The organism is Streptomyces sp. NPDC001868, assembly GCF_040297125.1.
In the GTDB taxonomy this organism is placed as follows: Bacteria; Actinomycetota; Actinomycetes; order Streptomycetales; family Streptomycetaceae; genus Streptomyces.
On sequence record NZ_JBEOYO010000017.1, the window covers coordinates 96,590 to 115,228 of the forward strand.

General features: G+C 70.5%; 18 protein-coding genes. 8 read left to right on the top strand and 10 right to left on the bottom strand.

Annotated elements, in window-relative coordinates:
* Positions 1–2 precede the first annotated feature (2 nt).
* On the bottom strand, positions 3–854 hold the full coding sequence (locus ABT147_RS21305) for an ABC transporter substrate-binding protein (RefSeq protein ID WP_351408365.1): 852 nt from the start codon (positions 852–854) through the stop codon (positions 3–5).
* Between the two features lie 175 nt (positions 855–1,029).
* Here ABT147_RS21305 and ABT147_RS21310 point away from each other — a divergent pair, with 175 nt between their 5' ends.
* The 5 genes from ABT147_RS21310 (at position 1,030) to thpD (ending at position 5,755) form a co-directional block, all read left to right on the top strand.
* Complete coding sequence (locus tag ABT147_RS21310; RefSeq protein ID WP_351408367.1) at positions 1,030–2,130, top strand: pyridoxal-phosphate-dependent aminotransferase family protein; 1,101 nt, start codon at positions 1,030–1,032, stop codon at positions 2,128–2,130.
* Between the two features lie 384 nt (positions 2,131–2,514).
* Positions 2,515–3,045 (top strand): diaminobutyrate acetyltransferase, encoded by a 531-nt coding sequence (gene ectA / locus ABT147_RS21315; RefSeq protein WP_351408369.1) that lies wholly within the window; start codon positions 2,515–2,517, stop codon positions 3,043–3,045.
* Between the two features lie 68 nt (positions 3,046–3,113).
* Positions 3,114–4,385 (top strand): diaminobutyrate--2-oxoglutarate transaminase, encoded by a 1,272-nt coding sequence (ectB, locus tag ABT147_RS21320; RefSeq protein ID WP_351408371.1) that lies wholly within the window; start codon positions 3,114–3,116, stop codon positions 4,383–4,385.
* A 64-nt stretch (positions 4,386–4,449) separates the two neighbouring features.
* Positions 4,450–4,854, top strand: a complete 405-nt coding sequence (locus tag ABT147_RS21325; protein ID WP_257563397.1) for an ectoine synthase — start codon at positions 4,450–4,452, stop codon at positions 4,852–4,854.
* A gap of 7 nt (positions 4,855–4,861) precedes the next feature.
* A complete protein-coding gene (gene thpD / locus ABT147_RS21330; protein WP_351408374.1) occupies positions 4,862–5,755 on the top strand; it encodes an ectoine hydroxylase in 894 nt (297 codons plus the stop codon).
* Between the two features lie 112 nt (positions 5,756–5,867).
* Here the strand turns inward: thpD and ABT147_RS21335 are convergent, their stop codons facing one another.
* Entirely contained in the window at positions 5,868–6,929 is a 1,062-nt protein-coding gene (locus ABT147_RS21335) for an alkene reductase (protein WP_351408376.1), read from the bottom strand.
* Between the two features lie 141 nt (positions 6,930–7,070).
* Here ABT147_RS21335 and ABT147_RS21340 point away from each other — a divergent pair, with 141 nt between their 5' ends.
* Complete coding sequence (locus ABT147_RS21340) at positions 7,071–7,547, top strand: MarR family winged helix-turn-helix transcriptional regulator (protein ID WP_351408378.1); 477 nt, start codon at positions 7,071–7,073, stop codon at positions 7,545–7,547.
* Positions 7,548–7,641: 94 nt separating this feature from the next.
* Here ABT147_RS21340 and ABT147_RS21345 read toward each other — a convergent pair whose 3' ends face one another.
* From ABT147_RS21345 to ABT147_RS21375, 7 genes are all read right to left on the bottom strand, one after another.
* Positions 7,642–8,667: a maleylpyruvate isomerase family mycothiol-dependent enzyme gene (locus ABT147_RS21345; RefSeq protein ID WP_351408380.1), complete on the bottom strand. Its 1,026-nt coding sequence runs from the start codon at positions 8,665–8,667 to the stop codon at positions 7,642–7,644.
* A gap of 76 nt (positions 8,668–8,743) precedes the next feature.
* Positions 8,744–9,352: an RNA polymerase sigma factor gene (locus ABT147_RS21350; RefSeq protein WP_351408382.1), complete on the bottom strand. Its 609-nt coding sequence runs from the start codon at positions 9,350–9,352 to the stop codon at positions 8,744–8,746.
* A 55-nt stretch (positions 9,353–9,407) separates the two neighbouring features.
* Entirely contained in the window at positions 9,408–10,457 is a 1,050-nt protein-coding gene (locus ABT147_RS21355) for an aminotransferase class V-fold PLP-dependent enzyme (protein ID WP_351408384.1), read from the bottom strand.
* A 115-nt stretch (positions 10,458–10,572) separates the two neighbouring features.
* A complete protein-coding gene (locus ABT147_RS21360; RefSeq protein ID WP_351408386.1) occupies positions 10,573–11,289 on the bottom strand; it encodes a DsbA family oxidoreductase in 717 nt (238 codons plus the stop codon).
* Positions 11,290–11,446: 157 nt separating this feature from the next.
* Entirely contained in the window at positions 11,447–11,959 is a 513-nt protein-coding gene (locus tag ABT147_RS21365) for a GNAT family N-acetyltransferase (protein ID WP_351408388.1), read from the bottom strand.
* Positions 11,960–12,129: 170 nt separating this feature from the next.
* Positions 12,130–12,738: a DUF1349 domain-containing protein gene (locus ABT147_RS21370; protein WP_351408390.1), complete on the bottom strand. Its 609-nt coding sequence runs from the start codon at positions 12,736–12,738 to the stop codon at positions 12,130–12,132.
* A 128-nt stretch (positions 12,739–12,866) separates the two neighbouring features.
* A complete protein-coding gene (locus ABT147_RS21375; RefSeq protein ID WP_351408392.1) occupies positions 12,867–14,396 on the bottom strand; it encodes an aldehyde dehydrogenase (NADP(+)) in 1,530 nt (509 codons plus the stop codon).
* A gap of 147 nt (positions 14,397–14,543) precedes the next feature.
* On the opposite strand from ABT147_RS21375, the gene ABT147_RS21380 reads away from it, so the two are divergent.
* On the top strand, positions 14,544–15,317 hold the full coding sequence (locus tag ABT147_RS21380; protein ID WP_037691381.1) for an IclR family transcriptional regulator: 774 nt from the start codon (positions 14,544–14,546) through the stop codon (positions 15,315–15,317).
* Between the two features lie 107 nt (positions 15,318–15,424).
* Positions 15,425–16,876, top strand: coding sequence for a peptidoglycan D,D-transpeptidase FtsI family protein (locus ABT147_RS21385; protein ID WP_351408394.1), 1,452 nt, complete (start codon positions 15,425–15,427; stop codon positions 16,874–16,876).
* 156 nt (positions 16,877–17,032) lie between these two features.
* Here ABT147_RS21385 and ABT147_RS21390 read toward each other — a convergent pair whose 3' ends face one another.
* Positions 17,033–18,484 (bottom strand): NCS2 family permease, encoded by a 1,452-nt coding sequence (locus tag ABT147_RS21390; protein ID WP_351408396.1) that lies wholly within the window; start codon positions 18,482–18,484, stop codon positions 17,033–17,035.
* Positions 18,485–18,639: the final 155 nt, after the last annotated feature.

Consider the following 18,639-nt stretch of genomic DNA (forward strand, 5'->3'; position numbering starts at 1 on the left):
GCTCATGAGGCGGACGGGGAGGCGGAGGCGGCGTTCTCGTCGTACGGGCCGATCCACTGCTCGTACAGCTTCTTGTACGTGCCGTCGGACTTGGCCTCGGACAGCGCCTTGTCGATGGCGGCGAGGAGCTTGGTGTTGCCCTTCTTCACCGTGAAGCCGTACTGCTCACCCGTGTTGATCTGCTCGGCGACCTCGAAGGCGGCGGCGTTCGTCTTGTCCTTCAGCCAGCCCTGGACGACCGGGTAGTCGATGATCACGGCGTCGACCTGCTTGGTGCGCAGGCCGTTGAGGACGGCGTCGGAGGACTCGAAGGAGACCGAGTCGATGCCCTTGCTCTTCGCGTAGTCCTCGCCGGTGGTCTGGGCCTGGGTGCCGACCTTCTTGCCCTTGAGGTCCGCGAAGGAGCCGATGCCGGCGTCCTTGTCGGCGAGGACGGCCTGGGTGGCCTCGAAGTACGGGTCGGAGAAGTCGACGTTCTTCTTGCGCTCGTCGGTGATCGTCATACCGGCCGCGGCGAGGTCGCACTCGCCGGAGTTCAGGAAGGCGCCCGTCTTGAAGTTCTCGAAGGGCGTGTCCAGGATCTCCTGCTTCACGCCCAGGTCCTCGGCGACGAGGTCGATCAGCGCCACGTCGAAGCCCTGCACCTTGCCGTCGATCTCCGACTGGAACGGCGGGTACGGGAGGTGGGTGCAGGTCGTGAGCTGACCGCCCTTCACCAGCTCCACCCCGCCGGCCGCGGTCGTGCTGCCGCTGCCGCCGTCGCCGTCCGAGGAACAGCCGGCCACGAGCAGCAGACCGGCCGCGGCGGTGGTGGCGGCCAGGATGCGGGACCGGCGTCCGGGGACCGAGTTCACGGGGAGACCTCCTGTAGGGGAACTGAGACAACCGATTATAAGGAGATGTTTGACTTCCCCAAACCAATCCGTTGGCCATCAGGGCGCCTGACCTCGGATGTCGCTGGTGTGGGGTGCGGGGGGGTGCCGTCGGTACTCTCGAAACCATCTACCCCGTCAGTGAAGAGAGCACCCCGTGACACACCCGTTTCTGGATCTGGCCCCGCTGACCGCCGCGCGCTTCGCGTCGATCGAGGACCGGGTGGCCCGGCTGCTCTCCACCGAGCAGGACGTCGTGATCACCCAGGGCGAGGCACTGCTGCCGCTGGAGGGCGCGATCCGCGGGGCCGCCGGGCCCGGTACGACCGCGCTGAACGTGATCACCGGCCCGTACGGGCAGACCTTCGGGGACTGGCTGCGGGACTGCGGGGCGACCGTGATCGATCTGGCGGTCCCCTTCCACTCGGCGGTGACGGCGGCGCGGATCCGGGACGCGTTCGCCGAGCACCCGGCGATCGACTTCGTGTCGCTGGTCCACGCGGAGGCGGCGACCGGCAACACCAACCCCGTGGCGGAGATCGGCGAGGTCGTCCGCGCGCACGGCGCCCTGTTCTATCTGGACGCGGTCGCCTCCGTGGGCGCCGAGCCGGTGCTGCCCGACGCGTGGGGTGTCGACCTGTGCGTCATCGGGGCGCAGAAGGCCATGGGCGGGCCGGCCGGGGTGTCGGCGATCTCGGTGAGCGAGCGGGCGTGGGCGCGGATGGCGGCCAACCCGCGGGCGCCGCGCCGCTCGTACCTCTCCCTCCTCGACTGGAAGGAGCGCTGGATCGACGGCGGCCGACGCGCGCTCCTGCACGCGCCCGCCCAGCTGGAGATGCTCGCCCTGGAGGCCTGTGTGGAGCGGATCGAGGCGGAGGGGCTCGACACGGTGATGTCCCGGCACGCCTCGGCCGCCGCGGCGACCCGCGCGGGGGCGCTCGCGCTGGGCGGGGGCCTGGAGCCGTACGTCCACGAGGCGGCCGACGCCGCTCCGGTCGCCACGACCCTGCGGGCGCCGGCCGGGGTCGACGCGTCGGAGCTGGTCGCGAAGGCGCTCGCCGCCGACCCGGCTCTGCCGCTGGCGGCGGGCGGCGGCGCCCTCGCCGCGGAGATGGTCCGGGTGAACCACTACGGCCCCGACGCGACCCCCGGGGTGGTGCACGCCTGCCTCGCGGGGCTGGGCGCGGCGCTGGCGGAGTTCGGCGTGGGGGTCGACCTGGAGGGGGCCCGCCGGGCGGCGGCGGAGGCCTGGGCGTAGCCGGGCCCGAGGAATCGGAGGGAATTGCGGGCGGCCGACGGCAACTGATTGAGCCTGTTGGCGACTGTTGGCGGCCGTTTTTCCGGCAGGAATACAGTGGAATTCACAGAACAGGATCCCGTATTCTTCTGCCCGCTCTTCACTCGCCTAAACGCAAAGGTTTCGCGAACAACGGCGGGACCAATTCGAGCAGATCTCGTGAGGGTTACGTACGTGTGACCGACTCCACAGCGCGCCCTTTTTGTGCGGTAATTTACGGGCAAACACCCGCACATCGACCACGTTTCCCCGGTCGACTCACGCCCGCGTGATAACACGCGAGCGCCCCATGCGTAACCCCTTGCGGCGATGCAATTCGAAATTCCCGTGGGTAAATTCAAGCCCATGACTGCCGCACAAGCAGAACCACTGACGGAAATCGCTGAAGGGATTCGGATCGACCGCCCGGACGTGTCGGACGGCGCCGCGCTGTGGCGCATCGCCGGGGACTCCGGAGCCCTCGACCTGAACTCCTCGTACAGCTATCTCCTGTGGTGCCGGGACTTCGCGGACACCTCGGCGGTGGCGCGCGACGAGTCCGGGGAACCGGTCGGATTCGTGACCGGATATGTGCGCCCCGAGCGGCCGGACACCCTGCTCGTGTGGCAGGTGGCCGTCGACGAGGCGCACCGGGGCCTCGGCCTCGCGGCCGCCCTGCTGGACGGGCTCACGGCACGGGTCGCTCGACGGCACCCCGTCACCACCGTCGAGACCACCATCACCCCGGGCAACACCGCGTCCGAGCGCCTGTTCGCCTCGTACGCCGAACGTCATGGCGCGAGTGTCGAGCGCACGGTCCTGTTCGAGGCGGGTGACTTCCCGGACGGCTCGCACCAGCCCGAGGTGCTGCACCGCATCGGTCCGCTGTCCCCCTGAGCCCCGCCCGCACTCCCCCGCACTCCCCCTCCCCTTCACTCCCCCCACGCACCGAGGAGCGATTCGACGTGACCATCACCCAGCCCGACCTGAGCGTCTTCGAGACCCTGGAGTCCGAGGTGCGCAGCTACTGCCGCGGCTGGCCCACCGTCTTCGACCGCGCGCAGGGCAGCCGGATGTTCGACGAGGACGGCCACACGTACCTGGACTTCTTCGCGGGTGCCGGGTCACTCAACTACGGCCACAACAACCCCGTACTCAAACGCGCCCTCATCGACTATCTGGAGCGGGACGGCGTCACCCACGGGCTCGACATGTCGACGACGGCCAAGCGGGCGTTCCTGGAGTCCTTCCAGAACCTGGTGCTGCGGCCGCGCGACCTGCCGTACAAGGTGATGTTCCCGGGCCCGACCGGCACCAACGCGGTGGAGTCGGCGCTGAAGCTGGCGCGGAAGGTGAAGGGGCGCGAGGCCATCGTGTCGTTCACCAACGCCTTCCACGGCATGTCGCTCGGGTCGCTCGCCGTCACCGGCAACGCCTTCAAGCGGGCCGGGGCCGGCATCCCGCTGGTGCACGGCACCCCGATGCCGTTCGACAACTACTTCGACGGCCAGGTCCCGGACTTCCTGTGGTTCGAGCGGCTCCTCGAGGACCAGGGGTCCGGGCTGAACAAGCCCGCCGCCGTGATCGTCGAGACCGTGCAGGGCGAGGGCGGCATCAACGCCGCCCGCCCGGAGTGGCTGCGGGCGCTCGCCGAGCTGTGCGAGCGGCAGGACATGCTGCTGATCGTCGACGACATCCAGATGGGCTGCGGTCGTACGGGCGCCTTCTTCTCCTTCGAGGAGGCGGGCATCACCCCCGACATCGTGACCGTCTCCAAGTCCATCAGCGGCTACGGGCTGCCGATGTCGCTCTGCCTGTTCAAGCCGGAGCTGGACATCTGGGAGCCGGGCGAGCACAACGGCACGTTCCGCGGCAACAACCCGGCCTTCGTCACGGCCACCGCCGCCCTGGAGACGTACTGGGCGGACGGCTCCGCGATGGAGAAGCAGACCCGGAAGCGCGGTGAGCAGGTCGAGCAGGCGCTGATCTCCATCACCGAGGAGAACCTCGCGGATGTGAAGGAGTACCGGGGGCGCGGCCTGGTGTGGGGCATCGAGTTCCACGAGAAGGCGCGCGCGGGGCGGATCGCCCAGCGGGCCTTCGAACTCGGGCTGCTGATCGAGACGTCCGGCCCGGAGAGCGAGGTCGTCAAGCTGCTGCCCGCGCTCACCATCACGCCCGACGAACTGGACGAGGGCCTGCGCGTCCTCGCCCGCGCCGTACGGGAAACCGTCTGACTCCGAACGGGAAACAGTCTGACGCCGTACGGGAATTCATCTAACTAGGAGGCATCGCAACACCGTGATCGTCCGTTCGTTCAAGGACATCGAAGGAACCGACCGGCATGTGAAGGCGGCGTCCGGCACCTGGGAGAGCAAGCGGATCGTGCTCGCCCGGGAACGCGTCGGGTTCTCCCTGCACGAGACCGTCCTGTACGCGGGTACGGAGACGTCGATGTGGTACGCGAACCACGTCGAGGCCGTCGTGTGCGTGGAGGGCGAGGCCGAGCTCACCGACCAGGAGACCGGGCGGAGTTACACGATCACGCCCGGAACCATGTACCTCCTCGACGGCCACGAGCGGCACACGCTGCGGGTGAAGGAGGACTTCCGCTGCCTGTGCGTCTTCAACCCGCCCGTGACCGGACGCGAGGACCACGACGAGAACGGCGTCTACCCGCTGCTCACCGAGCCCGAGGAGGTGTGACACCACCATGACCACCGTCACTGTCACCGATCTCTACCCCAGCCGCGGCGCCACCGAGGTCTCGGTGCCGCGCAAGGACCCGGTCGTCTGGGGCTCCCCCGACACCCCCGGCCCGGTCTCCCTCGCCGAACTCCAGGCGTACGAGCGCGACGGCTTCCTCCCCGTCGAGCAGCTCATCGCGCCGGACGAGGTCGCCGTCTACCGGCAGGAGCTGGAGCGGCTCGTCGCCGATCCGGCGATCCGCGCCGACGAGCGCTCGATCGTCGAGCCGAAGTCGCAGGAGATCCGGTCGGTCTTCGAGGTGCACCGCATCAGCGAGCTGTTCGCGCAGCTCGTACGGGACGAGCGGGTCGTCGGGCGGGCCCGGCAGATCCTCGGCTCGGACGTCTACGTCCACCAGTCCCGGATCAACGTGAAGCCGGGCTTCGGCGCCTCCGGGTTCTACTGGCACTCCGACTTCGAGACCTGGCACGCCGAGGACGGGCTGCCGAACATGCGGACGGTGTCCGTCTCGATCGCGCTGACCGAGAACCACGACACCAACGGCGGCCTGATGATCATGCCGGGGTCGCACCGGACGTTCCTCGGCTGCGCCGGGGCCACGCCGAAGGACAACTACAAGAAGTCGCTGCAGATGCAGGACGCCGGCACCCCGTCCGACGAGGCGCTGACGGCCATGGCGTCCGAGTACGGCATCAAGCTGTTCACGGGCAAGGCCGGTTCGGCGACCTGGTTCGACTGCAACTGCATGCACGGCTCCGGCGACAACATCACGCCGTTCCCGCGCAGCAACGTCTTCATCGTCTTCAACAGCGTGGAGAACACGGCCGTGGAGCCGTTCTCGGCGCCGGTACGGCGGCCGGAGTTCATCGGCGCGCGGGACTTCACCCCGGTGAGGTGACCCCGCCGTCCCGGTGACAGGGCCGGGCGGTCGCTCCCCCTCAGCGACCGCCCGGCCCTTTCGCGTGCCCCGGCACCCGGCCGGAGTGCCGGGTGCCGTGCGGCGGCGGGTGCTACAGCGCCGGGTAGTCCGTGTATCCCTTGGCGTCGCCGCCGTAGAAGGTCGCGGGGTCGGGCTCGTTGTACGGGCCGCCCGCCTTCAGCCGGGCCGGGAGGTCCGGGTTGGCGAGGAAGAGCTGACCGAAGGCGACCAGGTCGGCGGTGCCGTCCTCGACGAGGGCCAGGTCGTCGGGGCCGGTGGGCCCGTCCGTCGCCGGGTTGAGGACGAGGGCGCCGGAGAACAGCTTGCGCAGCCGCTGGGTCAGCTCGCGCTGTCCGGGGGCCTCGCCGATGTGCAGATACGCGAGGCCGAGCGGCTCCAGGGCCTGGACGAGCGCGGTGTACGTGGGCTCGGGGTCGGGTTCGCTGATGTCGTTGAAGGGGTTGCCGGGCGAGACGCGCAGCGCGGTGCGGTGGGCGCCGATCGCCTCCGCGACGGCCTTCACGGTCTCCACGGCGAAGCGGACACGGTTCTCGTCGGAGCCGCCCCAGTCGTCGGTGCGGAGGTTGGAGCCGGGGGCGAGGAACTGGTGGATCAGATAGCCGTTGGCGCCGTGCAGTTCCACTCCGTCGAAGCCGGCCTCGATGGCGCCGCGCGCCGCCGCCGCGAAGTCCTGGACGGTGCCGAGGATCTCGTCGTGGGTCAGCTCGCGCGGGGTGACGAAGTCCTTGGGGCCCTCGTGCGTGTACACCTGCCCCTGCGCGGCGACCGCCGAGACGCCGACCGGGTGCAGGCCCTCGGGCAGCAGCACGGGGTGACCGATCCGGCCGGTGTGCATCAGCTGGGCGAAGATCGTGCCGCCGGCCGCGTGCACCGCGTCGGTGACCTGGCGCCAGGCGGCGACCTGGTCCTCGTGGTGCAGCCCGGGGGTGTTCGGATAGCCCTGGCCCACGTGGGAGGGCTGGATGCCCTCGGTCACGATCAGACCGGCGGAGGCTCGCTGGGCGTAGTACTCGGCGGTGAGAGCGGTGGGGCGACCGCCCTCGGCGGCACGGCTGCGGGTCATGGGGGACATGACTATGCGGTTGGCGAGCCGCGTGCCGGACAGGTCGATGGGGTCGTAGGCGGTGGTCACGGTAACTCCCGATGAGTGGGTCATGTGGTCGGCCAATCAATCCAACCGGGCAGCACCGCAACCCATTCCTTGGTCGGCAAACTTTTTTCGGCCGGGCGGTACCCTTGGGCGGTGAGACCGAGCTGACCAGGGAGTTTTCTCATGGACCCCACCGAGAAGTGTTCGACCGCGCTGCCGTCCGCGGCGCGCGGCGGTCCGGTCAGTCACGCGGTCTCCCGGGTCGCCCGGCTGCATCGCAACGCCGCCGGGCGGCTGTTGCGGGGGCTCGGGCTCCACCCCGGGCAGGAGCTGGTGATGATGCACCTGTGGGAGGGCGGGCCGGCGCGGCAGTCCGCGCTGATCCGGCTGCTCGACCTCGATCCGTCGACGGTGACGAAGATGCTCCAGCGGCTGGAGCAGGCCGGGCATGTGCGGCGGCGCTCCGATCCCGCGGATCGGCGGGCCGTGCTGGTGGAGGCGACCGAGGAGAGCGGAGCTCTTCTGGGTCGGGTGGAGGCGGCTTGGGCGGAGTTGGAGGAGCTGACGTTGGCTGGGCTCGATGCTGCCGAGCGCGCTCAGTTCTTGCGACTGCTGACCCGGGTTGAGTCGAATCTTTGTACGGAATCGACAGGTCATTGATGCCTCGTGGGTACATGCGGGTCCGTGGGGGCTGGTCGCGCCCGCGCGGCGGAGCCGCGAATGCCAGAGCCCCGCGCCCCTTACGGGGCGCTCCTCACAGCCACGCCAGGGACGCCGCCGTCTCCAGTACGGTCCTCGCCGCGTTCTCGTCGCCCGTGATTCCCCTCGGGACCTCGTCCGGGGCGTAACGGCCGCCCACCAGGAGGCAGAAGTCGACCGGGTCCAGGGCGAGTTCGGCGTGTACGGGCTCGGTGTCTGAGCCGAGGACCCAGCTGGTGTCGGTGGGGCCGGTGACCTCGAAGAGGACGGGGGGCGCGTCGTGGAGGGCCAGGCCGAGGATGCGGACGGCCAGCCGGACCAGGGACCAGAGGTGTTCGTCGGGGGGCGCGGGGACGGGGATGCCGAGCGCGCGGCCGATGTCGTCCGTGTGGATCCACGCCTCGAAGGCCCGCACCACGAAATGGTCGGCGACCGGCAGCCGCAGGCCCATCACCGTGACGGCGCGGGCGGCCAGTTCGGGGTCGGCGGCCTCGGGGGTGGCCAGCAGCGCGGCGGCCTGCGCGGCCCAGGTGGCGACCGTCTGCCCGGGGGTGCGCCCGTGCTCGTGGGCGATGACGTCGGCGGTGCGCCTGGCCCAGGCGTCCCCCGGGGGCGTGCCCTCCGGGATGTGCGATGCGGGCAGGCACGGGGCGACGCCGAGGAGTACGGCGAGGTGCTCGTCGGCGGCGACGAGATGCGCGACGGTGGCGTGCGCGTCCCAGTCGTGCACGACCGGTGTGCCCCAGCGGCCGTCCAGCTCCGGGACCAGCGCCTGGAGTCCGGCCACGGCGGCGGCGTAGGGGGCCGCGTGGTGGGCGATCTCGGCGGCGCGGGGACGGCGGGAGCGGAGGGCGAGCCCGAGGACCCCGTCGGCGCTCCCGTTCACGGAACCGTTGGGCCCGGCGCCCGGCTCCCCCGCTCCGTCCAGCAGTCGTACGGTGTCGCGCAGCCGGTCGGCCTCCGCCGCGCACGAGGTGCAGGCGGCCAGGTGCGGGGAGACCGTCCGCCGGTCGGCGGGTGGGAGCGCGCCGACCGCCCAGGCGGCCAGCAGCTCCCGTACGCCGTCGTGGTCGTTGGTCATCGCGCGCCGCCCTTTCGCCCTGCCATGTCCACGATACGCACGACCCGTACGGTACGGACGGTCGTGTGCGCCCCCATCACACGCCCCTCACCGTCGCGGGGTCCGGTGGGTCCGCGAGGGACTCCGCCAGTTTGCGCAGCGCCGAGCGGAGCCGGGTCTTCGCGGTGCCCTCGGGTATGCCCAGTTCGACGGCGGCCTGGCGGTAGGTGCGGCCCGCGAAGTACGCGAGGTGGACCACCTCCCGCTGGGGGCGCGGGAGTTCGGCGAGGGCGGTGTGCAGCTTCAGGGAGCGCTCACGGTCGACGACCGCCTCGTCCGGGCCGGGCCCGGCGTCGGGGATGGCGTGCAGCGCGATGTCGTCCGCGCGGGCGTCCTTGCGGTGCCGGGCCTCGCTGCGCACCCAGTCCACGGCCCGCCGGTGGGCCACCATGGACAGCCAGGTGCGCAGCGAGCCCCGGCGCGCGTCGAAGCCGTACGGCCTGCTCCACAGCTGGGCGAAGACCTCCTGCGCCACGTCCTCGGCCGCCGCCGGGCTGCGGGTGACCCGGACGGCCACCCGCCGGACGAGTCCCCCGTACGCCGCGTACGCCTCACGCAGCGCGGACTCGTCCCCGTACACCAGCCGCCGATGCAACTCCACATCGATGGACGGCTGTTCGAGCGTCGGCTCCACCGGCACCACCACCTCGTGAAGCCTTCCTAGCGTCCTGGGGGCGGTCCGCGCCAGTGGGTCTCGGAAGTCAGCCGGACAGGACGTCCAGGAGCCGGTCGACATCCGCGGGCGTGTTGTACAGGTGGAAGGCGGCCCGCAGATGGCCCGCGCGGTCGGAGACCTCGACCCCCGCTCGGCTCAATTCCGCCTGCCGGTGGCCGAGTCCGGGCACCGACACGATCGCCGACCCGGGCGCCGGAACCGGCTCGTGGTCCAGTACGGCGAGGCCCGCGCGGAACCGGTCGGCCAGCGCCAGGTCGTGATCCCGTACGTTCGCCACGCCCAGCTCCTCGATCAGGGCCAGGGAGTGGCGGGCGCCGGCGTAGGAGAACAGGCTGGGGCTCTCGTCGAACCGGCGGGCGGAGTGGGCGAGTTCCTCGACCGGGCCGTAGCAGCTGTCCCAGGGCTCCTCCCCCGCGACCCAGCCGGCGAAGAGGGGGGTGAGGCCGCCGAGGTCCTCCGGGACGACGAGGAAGGTCACTCCGCGCGGGCAGACGAGCCACTTGAAGGCGACGGAGACGACATAGTCGTAGGCGTCCGCCTCGATCGGCAGCCAGCCGGCGGACTGCGACGCGTCGACGTACGTACGCGCCGCGTGCGCCCGCGCGGCCTCCCGGATCGCGTCCAGGTCGGCGACCCGGCCGTCGGCGGACTGCGCGGCGCTGACCGCGACGAGCTCCGTACCGGGGCGCACCGACTCGGCGACGCGCTCCAGCGGGACCTGGCGCACCTTGAGGTCGCCGCGTACGTGGAAGGGGTTCACGAGGGAGGTGAAGTCGCCCTCGGCGGTCAGCACCTCCGCGCCCGCGGGCAGCGAGGCGGCGACCAGGCCGCTGTAGACGGCGACCGAGGCCCCGGCCGCCACCCGGCGGTCCGGCACCCCGACGATCCGCCCGAACGCCGCCCGCGCGGCCTCCACATCGGCGAACATGTCCTGCGGCCGGCCGTCCGCCACGGACTCCACACCGGCCCTCATCGCGTCGACCGCGCGGGCGGGCAGCAGCCCGGTACTGGCGGTGTTCAGATAGGTGTTCTTCGGGACGAACTCGGCACGAACGAGGCTCTCGAAGGTCTCCATACGCCCACTGTGGCAGCAGACCCGGCATTTCAGGGGCGCGGGGAACTGCGCGAGCGACCACGACGCGGGTGCGGCCCGCGAACCGTCCGCACCCCTACGGCACTACCCGGCCCCTCTACTGAGGCACCGCGCACCCCTCCGGCCCACAGGCCTCCGCCCCTTCCGCCGCCACGACCTTCAACGGCGCCGGCCGCTCCCCCCAGGCCTGAGCGAGCGCCTTCTCGAACACCTCCGCGGGCTGCGCCCCCGACACCCCGTACTTCCGGTCCAGCACGAAGAACGGCACCCCGTTCGCCCCCAGCTCGGCCGCCTCCCGCTCGTCGGCGCGGACGGCGTCGGCGTAGGCGTCCCGGTCGGCCAGCACCTTGCGCGCGGCCTCCTCGTCGAGCCCCGCCTCGACGGCCAGCTCGACCAGGTACGCGTCCGCGTCGGCGTACACGGACCGCTCCTCGGCGAAGTTCGCCCGGTAGAAGGCCTGCAGCAGCTCGCTCTGGCGGCCCTGCTCCTTGGCGAAGTGGATCAGGCGGTGCATGTCGAAGGTGTTGCCGTGGTCACGGCCCTCCGCGCGGTAGGGGAGCCCCTCGGCCGCCGCCTGCTCACGGAGGTTGTGCTCGCCGGCCTGGGCCTGCGCCTCGCTCATCCCGTACTTCTTGGTCAGCATGGTGAGGACCGGCTGGATGTCGCCCTTGGCCCGGTTCGGGTCGAGCTCGAAGGAGCGGTGCACCACCTCGACGCCGTCGCGGTGCGGGAAGGCGGCGAGCGCCTTCTCGAAGCGGGCCTTGCCCACGTAGCACCAGGGGCAGGCGATGTCGCTCCAGATCTCGACGCGCATGGTGTCAGCTCTCCAGTCGTACGGGTACGGAGACGGCCTCCGCCTCTACGGTTGGTGAACGTTCAAGCAGGCGGGCTCATTCCCGGGCCACGCTTGTTCCCGGGCCGCGCTCATCCCCGCCTCGCTCATCCCGGCCGTGCTTGTTCCCCGGCCGCGCTCATTCCCCGGTCACGGTGAAGGTGAGGAGGATGTGGTGGTCGCCCGGGGCGGGCGGGTGCAGGGGGTCGGGGGTCCAGCCCAGGGTCGCGTAGAAGGCGCGGGCCCGGTGGTTGTCGATGTGGACGGAGAGTCCTGCCGTGCGTTTGGCGTCCGCCCGCCACTCCTCCACGCAGGCCGCGTGCAGGGCTCTGCCGGTGCCGCGGCGCCAGTGGGCGGGGTCCACGTGGAACTGGGTGAGGTGGACGGTGTCGGTGGGGGCGTCGGCGGGGGTGCGGAAGGAGGCGATGGCGGTGATGTGGCCGTGCTCCACGGCGCACAGTACGTGGCCGTCCGGGCGCTCGATGGCGTGGCGCCAGGTGGCGGGCCAGTCGGTGCCGTCCTGAGGGATGCCGTTGGGGTAGTACGTCGCGCGGGCTCGGGTGTGCAGGGTGGTGATGGCCGGGGTCTCTGCGGGGAGCGCGGTCCTGATCACGCGCGCGCCGGTCACTCGGGTCACACGGTCCTTGATCATGTCGGGGAGGACGTGGGTGGGGGCGCGTGTGGTTCCGGGGGGTTTTCTCGCCCCCGCTGGGGGGTGGCTTGGGGATGTGGGTGGGTGCGGGTGCGTGGGGCTTCTCGCGCAGTTCCCCGCGCCCCTGAAAAGCAGGGGCTGCGCCCACTGCTTTTCAGGGGCGGCCCCCCTCAGCTGCCGTTTCTCAGGTCCTTTGGCCAGTTGGGGCGGAATTCGATCTTGTCGTAGGTGACTACGCAGCCCTCGCCCATGGGGGACTGGGTCATGAAGCCGATGAGGGCGGCGCCGCTCTGTTTTTCGTCGGCGAGGGTGAAGAGGCGGACGAAGGTCCAGTGCTTGCCGTCGCGGGAGGCGTGGAAGGCGAAGGCGCGGCCGGTGCGGCTGACCCGTAGCCAGACCGAACTGCCGTCCACGGTGAAGGAGTTGGCGTCGTCCGAGTGGCCCCGGGTGACCACCGTGCACACGGTCGGCACGTCCGGGGAGTACTCCAGGCAGAGCTTCGCCCACGCCCGCTCTCCCACGTGGACATACAGCACGCCCGCGTCGAACCCGGCGGCGAAACCGACGGTGACGCGGGCGATCAGCTGGAAGTCCCCCTCCGGCGACCCCAGCAGCCTGGGCGCGTCCGAGGCGGGGTCCAGCCCCTCACCGGTGGGCGGCACGAACCGGTCCTGCCGAGCACCGGCCCACCCGGTGAGCACCCCGTCCTCATGGGACCAGTGCCCATCGGGACCGTATGTGCGAAGGGGGAAGGGGAGTTCGGGTATCTCGACGTCCATTGGGGGATTCTTGCAGCTCCCGGCCCCCTGCCGCGCCCCGGAAAGGGGCGCGGGGAACTGCGCGAGCAACCACGATGCTCGCACAGCCGGAAACGAACAGAACCCCTACGGCGCTCCGCAAAGCGCTGCTAGCGCTCCAGCACCCCGTTGAAGCGACGCGGCAGCCCCAGCGGGTTGTCGTCCCGAAGCTCCGGCGGAAGCAGGGCCTCGGGCGCCCCCTGGTAGGCGACCGGTCGCAGCCACCGCTCGATGGCCGTCCCGCCCACCGACGTGGACGTGGAGGTCGTCGCCGGGTAGGGCCCACCGTGGTGCTGGGCCGCGGCCACCGCGACTCCCGTCGGCCAGCCGTTCACCAGCACACGCCCGGCCAGCGGCGTCAGCTCGGCCAGCAGTTCCGGTCCGCGGCCCTCGCCGGCGGCCTCCCCACCGGACAGGTGCACTGTGGCGGTGAGGTTGCCCGGCAGACGGGACAGGACCGACTTGGCCTCGTCCTCGTCCGCGTAGCGCGCCACGACCGTGAGCGGCCCGAAGCACTCCTCCAGGAGCAGATCGTGCTCGCCCTCGGTCGCCAGCTTGCCGGCGGGGACGGTCAGGAATCCGGGGCTGACGGTGTGCTCGCCGCCCGCGCCGGCGGTCACCGGGGACTCCACGTCGGGCAGCTCGGCGCGCTCGGCGACACCGGCGAGGAAGTTGTCGCGCATCCGGTGGTCGAGGAGGACCCCGGAGTCGACGTCGCTGACCGCGTCGGTGAGGGACTTCAGCAGGCGGTCACCGGCGTCACCGGCGGGCGCCAGCACCAGGCCCGGCTTCACGCAGAACTGGCCGACACCGAGGGTCATGGAGCCGGCGAGGCCGGTACCGATGGCCTCGGCGCGCTCCTCGGCGGCGGCCGCGGTGATCAGGACCGGGTTCAGGGAGCCCAGCTCGCCGTGGAACGGGATCGGCACCGGGCGGGCCGCGGCCGCGTCGAAGAGGGCGCGACCGCCGCGTACCGAACCGGTGAAACCGGCGGCCGTGACGAGCGGGTGCTTGACCAGCTCGACGCCCGCCTCGAAGCCGTGCACGAGACCGAGGACGCCCTCGGGGATGCCGTGCTCGGCGGCGGCCCGGCGCAGCACGATCGCGACCAGCTCGGACAGCGCCGGGTGGTCGGGGTGGGCCTTGACGACGACCGGGCAGCCGGCGGCCAGCGCGCTCGCCGTGTCGCCGCCCGGGACGGAGAAGGCGAAGGGGAAGTTGGAGGCCGAGTAGACGGCGACGACACCGAGGGGGACCTTGTAGCGCCGCAGGTCCGGGATGGGCGGGGTCGCGGTGTCGTCGGGGTGGTTGATCACCACGTCGAGGAACGCGCCCTCGTCCACGATGTCGGCGAAGGCCCGCAGCTGGTAGCAGGTACGGGCTAGTTCACCGGTGAGCCGGACCGGGCCGAGCGCGGTCTCCGCGTCGGCTACCTCGACGAGCTGGTCCTTGGCCGCCTGGAGCTGGTCGGCGGCCGTGCGCAGGAAGGCCGCGCGGACCGTGCGGTCGGCCAGGGAGGCCCGGGCGGCGTGCGCCGCGCGGACGGCGGCGTCCACCTCCTGGGCTGTGGCCTCCACCGCAACCTGCTCGCGCTGCTTCCCGGTTCGGGGGTCGACACTCCAGACTGGTGCTGCTGCCACCGCGGGTTCCTCCACGTATATCTGGGTCAATTCCCAGGGGTATTTCTGGGTCATCCACCAGGGTCGTTCGATATGCTGAACGCTGTCTCTGATGATGAATACTCGGTATCGGAGACTATTTCCCGTCCAACGAAGGGGTCAAGGGCGATGTCGGCAGTCGAGACGGGCGGCGGAGCACAGGTGAAGTCGGCGGTGAGGACCGTTGAGCTGCTCGAATACTTCGCCGGGCGCCCCGGTATGCACTCCCTGGCGGCGGTCCAGGAGGCCGTCGGTTACCCCAAGTCGAGCCTGTACATGCTGCTGCGCACCCTCGTGGAGCTGGGCTGGGTGGAGACGGACGCGACGGGCACGCGGTACGGCATCGGCGTACGGGCACTGCTCGTCGGCACGTCGTACATCGATGGCGACGAAGTGGTGGCGCTGGCCCGGCCGACGCTGGACCGGCTGTCGGACGACACGACGGAGACGATCCACCTGGCCCGTCTGGACGGCACGAACGTCGTCTATCTGGCCACCCGGCAGTCGCAGCACTATCTGCGGCCCTTCACCCGGGTCGGCCGCCGGCTGCCCGCCCACTCCACCTCGCTCGGCAAGGCGCTGCTGGCCACCCACACCGACGAGCAGGTCCGCAAGATGCTCCCGGAGACCCTTCCGGCGCTGACCGAGCACACGATCACGGACCGGGAGCAGCTCATCGAGGAGCTCCGCCAGATCCGTGAGCAGGGCTTCTCCGTGGACCGCGAGGAGAACACACTCGGGCTGCGCTGCTTCGGTGTGGCGATCCCGTACCGCACCCCGGCCCGTGACGCGATCAGCTGCTCGGTCCCGGTGGCCCGGCTGACCCCGGCCCATGAGCAGCTGGTCAAGGACGCCCTCTTCGACGCCCGCGACCGGCTGACGCTGGCGACGCGGCGGCTCTGAACCCGCACCCGGAACGGCTCGACGGCAACCCCGGTTTCATGAAGACCTCATGAGAAAGCCGGACGAAGGGAACGACTGATCGCTTCCCGCTCGTCTTTCCGGGTGCCATGAACAAGACGATCAGGCGCTCCGCCGTCTTCACCCTGCTGCTCGTGCTCGCCCTGCTGGTACGGGCGACCTGGGTGCAGTTCTACGAGGGCACGGCGCTCGCGGACGACCAGAACAACCGGCGCAACGCGATCAAGACGTACGCCGACCCGCTGGGGAACATCATCGTGGCCGGGGACGCGATCACCGGATCGGCCCGGACGACGGACAGCGATCTCGCGTACAGACGCACGTACACGGACGGCGAGCTGTACGCGGCGGTGACGGGCTACGCCTCGCAGGCCTACGCGCCGACGCAGCTGGAGGGCGTCTACCGGGATCTGCTCGACGGCACGGACCTCCGGCTGAAGACCGTGATGGACACGGTCACCGGCCAGCGGGCCGACCCGGGCAATGTGATCACCACGATCGACCCGGCCGTGCAGAAGGCGGCGTTCGAGGCGCTCGGCGACAAGAAGGGCGCGGCCGTGGCGATCGACCCGGCGACCGGGAAGATCCTCGCGGTGGTGTCGACCCCGTCGTACGACCCGTCCTCGCTCACCGACGCCAACACCGCCGGTACGGCCTGGAAGAAGCTCAACGCGGACGCGGACAAGCCGCTGACCAACCGGGCGCTGCGCCAGCCGCTGCCGCCGGGGTCGACGTTCAAGCTGGTCGTGGCCGCCGCCGCGCTGGAGGACGGGCTGTACGGGTCGGTGGACGACAGGACGGTCAGCCCGGACCCGTACCCGCTGCCGGGGACGACCACGGAGCTGTCGAACGAGAACCCGAGCGCGCCCTGCGAGAACGCCACGATCCGTACGGCGCTGCAGTACTCGTGCAACAACGTGTTCGCGAAGATGGCCGTCGACCTCGGGCAGGACAAGGTGCGGGCGATGGCTGAGAAGTTCGGGTTCGACGACAAGGCGCAGGACGTGCCGGTGCGGGCGTACGAGAGCGTCTATCCGTCGGACATGGACAAGTCCTCCACGGCTCTGACGGGTATCGGCCAGTACGACGTCACCGCGACGCCGCTCCAGATGGCGATGGTGTCGGCGGCGATCGCCAATGGCGGCAAGCTGGTCTCTCCGCACATGGTGGCGCAGATCACCGACGGCGGTGGCGACGTCCTGGAGGACTACGACGCCGACGCGGACACGAAGGAGATCATGAGCTCCGACACGGCCGGGGAGTTGCAGTCGGCGATGGAGACGGTCGTCGAGGACGGCACGGGCACGAACGCGCGGATCTCGGGCGCGACCGTGGGCGGCAAGACCGGTACGGCCCAGCACGGCGAGAACAACAGCAAGACGCCGTACGCCTGGTTCACGTCGTTCGGGAAGTCCGACGGCAAGGAGGTCGCTGTCGCGGTCGTCGTGGAGCAGTCGAACGCTGCGCGGTCGGAGGTCAGCGGCAACGGGTTGGCCGCGCCGGTTGCGAGGGCCGTGATGGAGGCGGCGCTGAAGGGCTGAAAGGCTGAAGGACCACGAGGTCCACCTGAACCACCTGAATAGGAAGGGCCGCCCTCACTCCCCCCGGAGGGCGGCCCTTCGTCTTCGGCTGCGGGCCGGTCGTGGTTGCTCGCGCAGTTCCCCGCGCCCCTTCAGGGCACGGGGTGGTCAGCGAGGTTACTTGACGCCGAACAGCTGCTGGATCGGGTTGATCGCGAAGTAGATCAGGAACAGGGCCGAGGTGCCCCACAGCAGCCAGTGGATCTCCTTCGCCTTGCCGAGGACCGTCTTGATCAGGACGAAGGCGAGGAAGCCGGCGCCGATGCCGTTGGTGATGGAGTAGGTGAACGGCATCACGACGATGGTGAGGAACGCCGGGATGGCGATCTCGTACTTGTCCCAGTCGATGTTCTTGACCTGGATCATCATCAGGAAGCCGACGGCGACGAGCGCGGGCGCGGCGGCCTGCATGGGGACGATGGTCAGCAGCGGGGTGAGGAAGAGCGCCACCGCGAAGAGGCCGCCGGTGATCAGGTTGGAGAAGCCGGTGCGGGAGCCCTCGCCGACGCCGGCCGCGGACTCGATGTAGGAGGTCGCGGAGGACGAGGAGGCCGCGCCGCCCGCGACGGCCGCGGCGCCGTCGATGAGGAGGACCCGGCCGAGGTTCGGGACCTTGCCCTCCTCGTCCAGCAGGCCCGCCTCGGCGGTGATGCCGACGACCGTGCCCATGGTGTCGAAGAAGTCCGACAGCAGCAGGGTGAAGATCAGCAGGACGACCGTGATGACGGTGGTCTCGCCGAACGAGCCGAACAGGCTGAAGTCGCCGATCAGTCCGAACTCGGGGGCGGCGACGAGGTCGTCGGGGACCTTCGGGGTGGTCAGGCCCCAGCTCTTGATGTCGGCCACCGAGTTGATCACGATCGCAACGACCGTCATCGTCAGGATGCTGATCAGGATCGCGCCCTTCACCTTGCGGGCGAGCAGCGCGATGGTCAGCAGGACACCGAGACAGAAGACCAGGATCGGCCAGCCGGACAGCGCTCCGGTCGCGCCCAGCTGCACCGGCACGGTGGTGTTGGCGATGTCGGGTATCCGGCTGACGAAGCCGGCGTCGACGAAGCCGATGAAGGCGATGAACAGGCCGATGCCGACACTGATCGCCTGCTTGAGCGCCTGCGGGATGGCGTGCATGACGGCCTCGCGGAGGCCGGTGACGACCAGGACGCAGATCAGCAGTCCTTCGAGGACGACCAGGCCCATCGCGTCGGACCAGCTCATGAGCGGGGCTATCTGGAAGGCGACGACGGCGTTGAGCCCGAGGCCCGCGGCGAGCGCGAGCGGCAGGTTGCCGCCGACGCCCATGATGATCGTCATCACGGCGGCCACGAGGGCGGTGGCGGTGACGAGTTCGGCGCCGTCGAGGGTGTGGCCGTACTTGTCCTTCGCGCTGCCGAGGATGATGGGATTCAGGACAAGGATGTACGCCATCGTGAAGAACGTGGCGAAGCCGCCGCGTATCTCACGGGCGAAGGTGGATCCCCGGGCGCTGATCTTGAAGAAGCGATCGACGCTGTTCGCCCCGGGTGGCGCGGCTCCGGGACGGTCGGCCACCTTCTGTGCGTCGGACATGGACGGTACTCCTAGAGACATGCGTGTTCTACGCGCGGATGCTGGCTGGATTGTTCCCCTGTTGAACGTGATTCAGGTTTTCTCCGTGTTACGGAATCGGAGTTCTCCCTGTAAGACAGCGTTCGAAGCCACGTACGAACACCTTTCACGATCAC

Coding starts and splice junctions, on each gene's coding strand:
- ectA (WP_351408369.1), top strand. CDS start 2,515: ATGACTGCCGCACAAGCAGAACCACTGACGGAAATCGCTGAAGGGATT.
- thpD (WP_351408374.1), top strand. CDS start 4,862: ATGACCACCGTCACTGTCACCGATCTCTACCCCAGCCGCGGCGCCACC.
- ABT147_RS21340 (WP_351408378.1), top strand. CDS start 7,071: ATGGACCCCACCGAGAAGTGTTCGACCGCGCTGCCGTCCGCGGCGCGC.
- ABT147_RS21345 (WP_351408380.1), bottom strand. CDS start 8,667: ATGACCAACGACCACGACGGCGTACGGGAGCTGCTGGCCGCCTGGGCG.
- ABT147_RS21355 (WP_351408384.1), bottom strand. CDS start 10,457: ATGGAGACCTTCGAGAGCCTCGTTCGTGCCGAGTTCGTCCCGAAGAAC.
- ABT147_RS21360 (WP_351408386.1), bottom strand. CDS start 11,289: ATGCGCGTCGAGATCTGGAGCGACATCGCCTGCCCCTGGTGCTACGTG.
- ABT147_RS21365 (WP_351408388.1), bottom strand. CDS start 11,959: ATGATCAAGGACCGTGTGACCCGAGTGACCGGCGCGCGCGTGATCAGG.
- ABT147_RS21370 (WP_351408390.1), bottom strand. CDS start 12,738: ATGGACGTCGAGATACCCGAACTCCCCTTCCCCCTTCGCACATACGGT.
- ABT147_RS21380 (WP_037691381.1), top strand. CDS start 14,544: ATGTCGGCAGTCGAGACGGGCGGCGGAGCACAGGTGAAGTCGGCGGTG.
- ABT147_RS21385 (WP_351408394.1), top strand. CDS start 15,425: ATGAACAAGACGATCAGGCGCTCCGCCGTCTTCACCCTGCTGCTCGTG.
- ABT147_RS21390 (WP_351408396.1), bottom strand. CDS start 18,484: ATGTCCGACGCACAGAAGGTGGCCGACCGTCCCGGAGCCGCGCCACCC.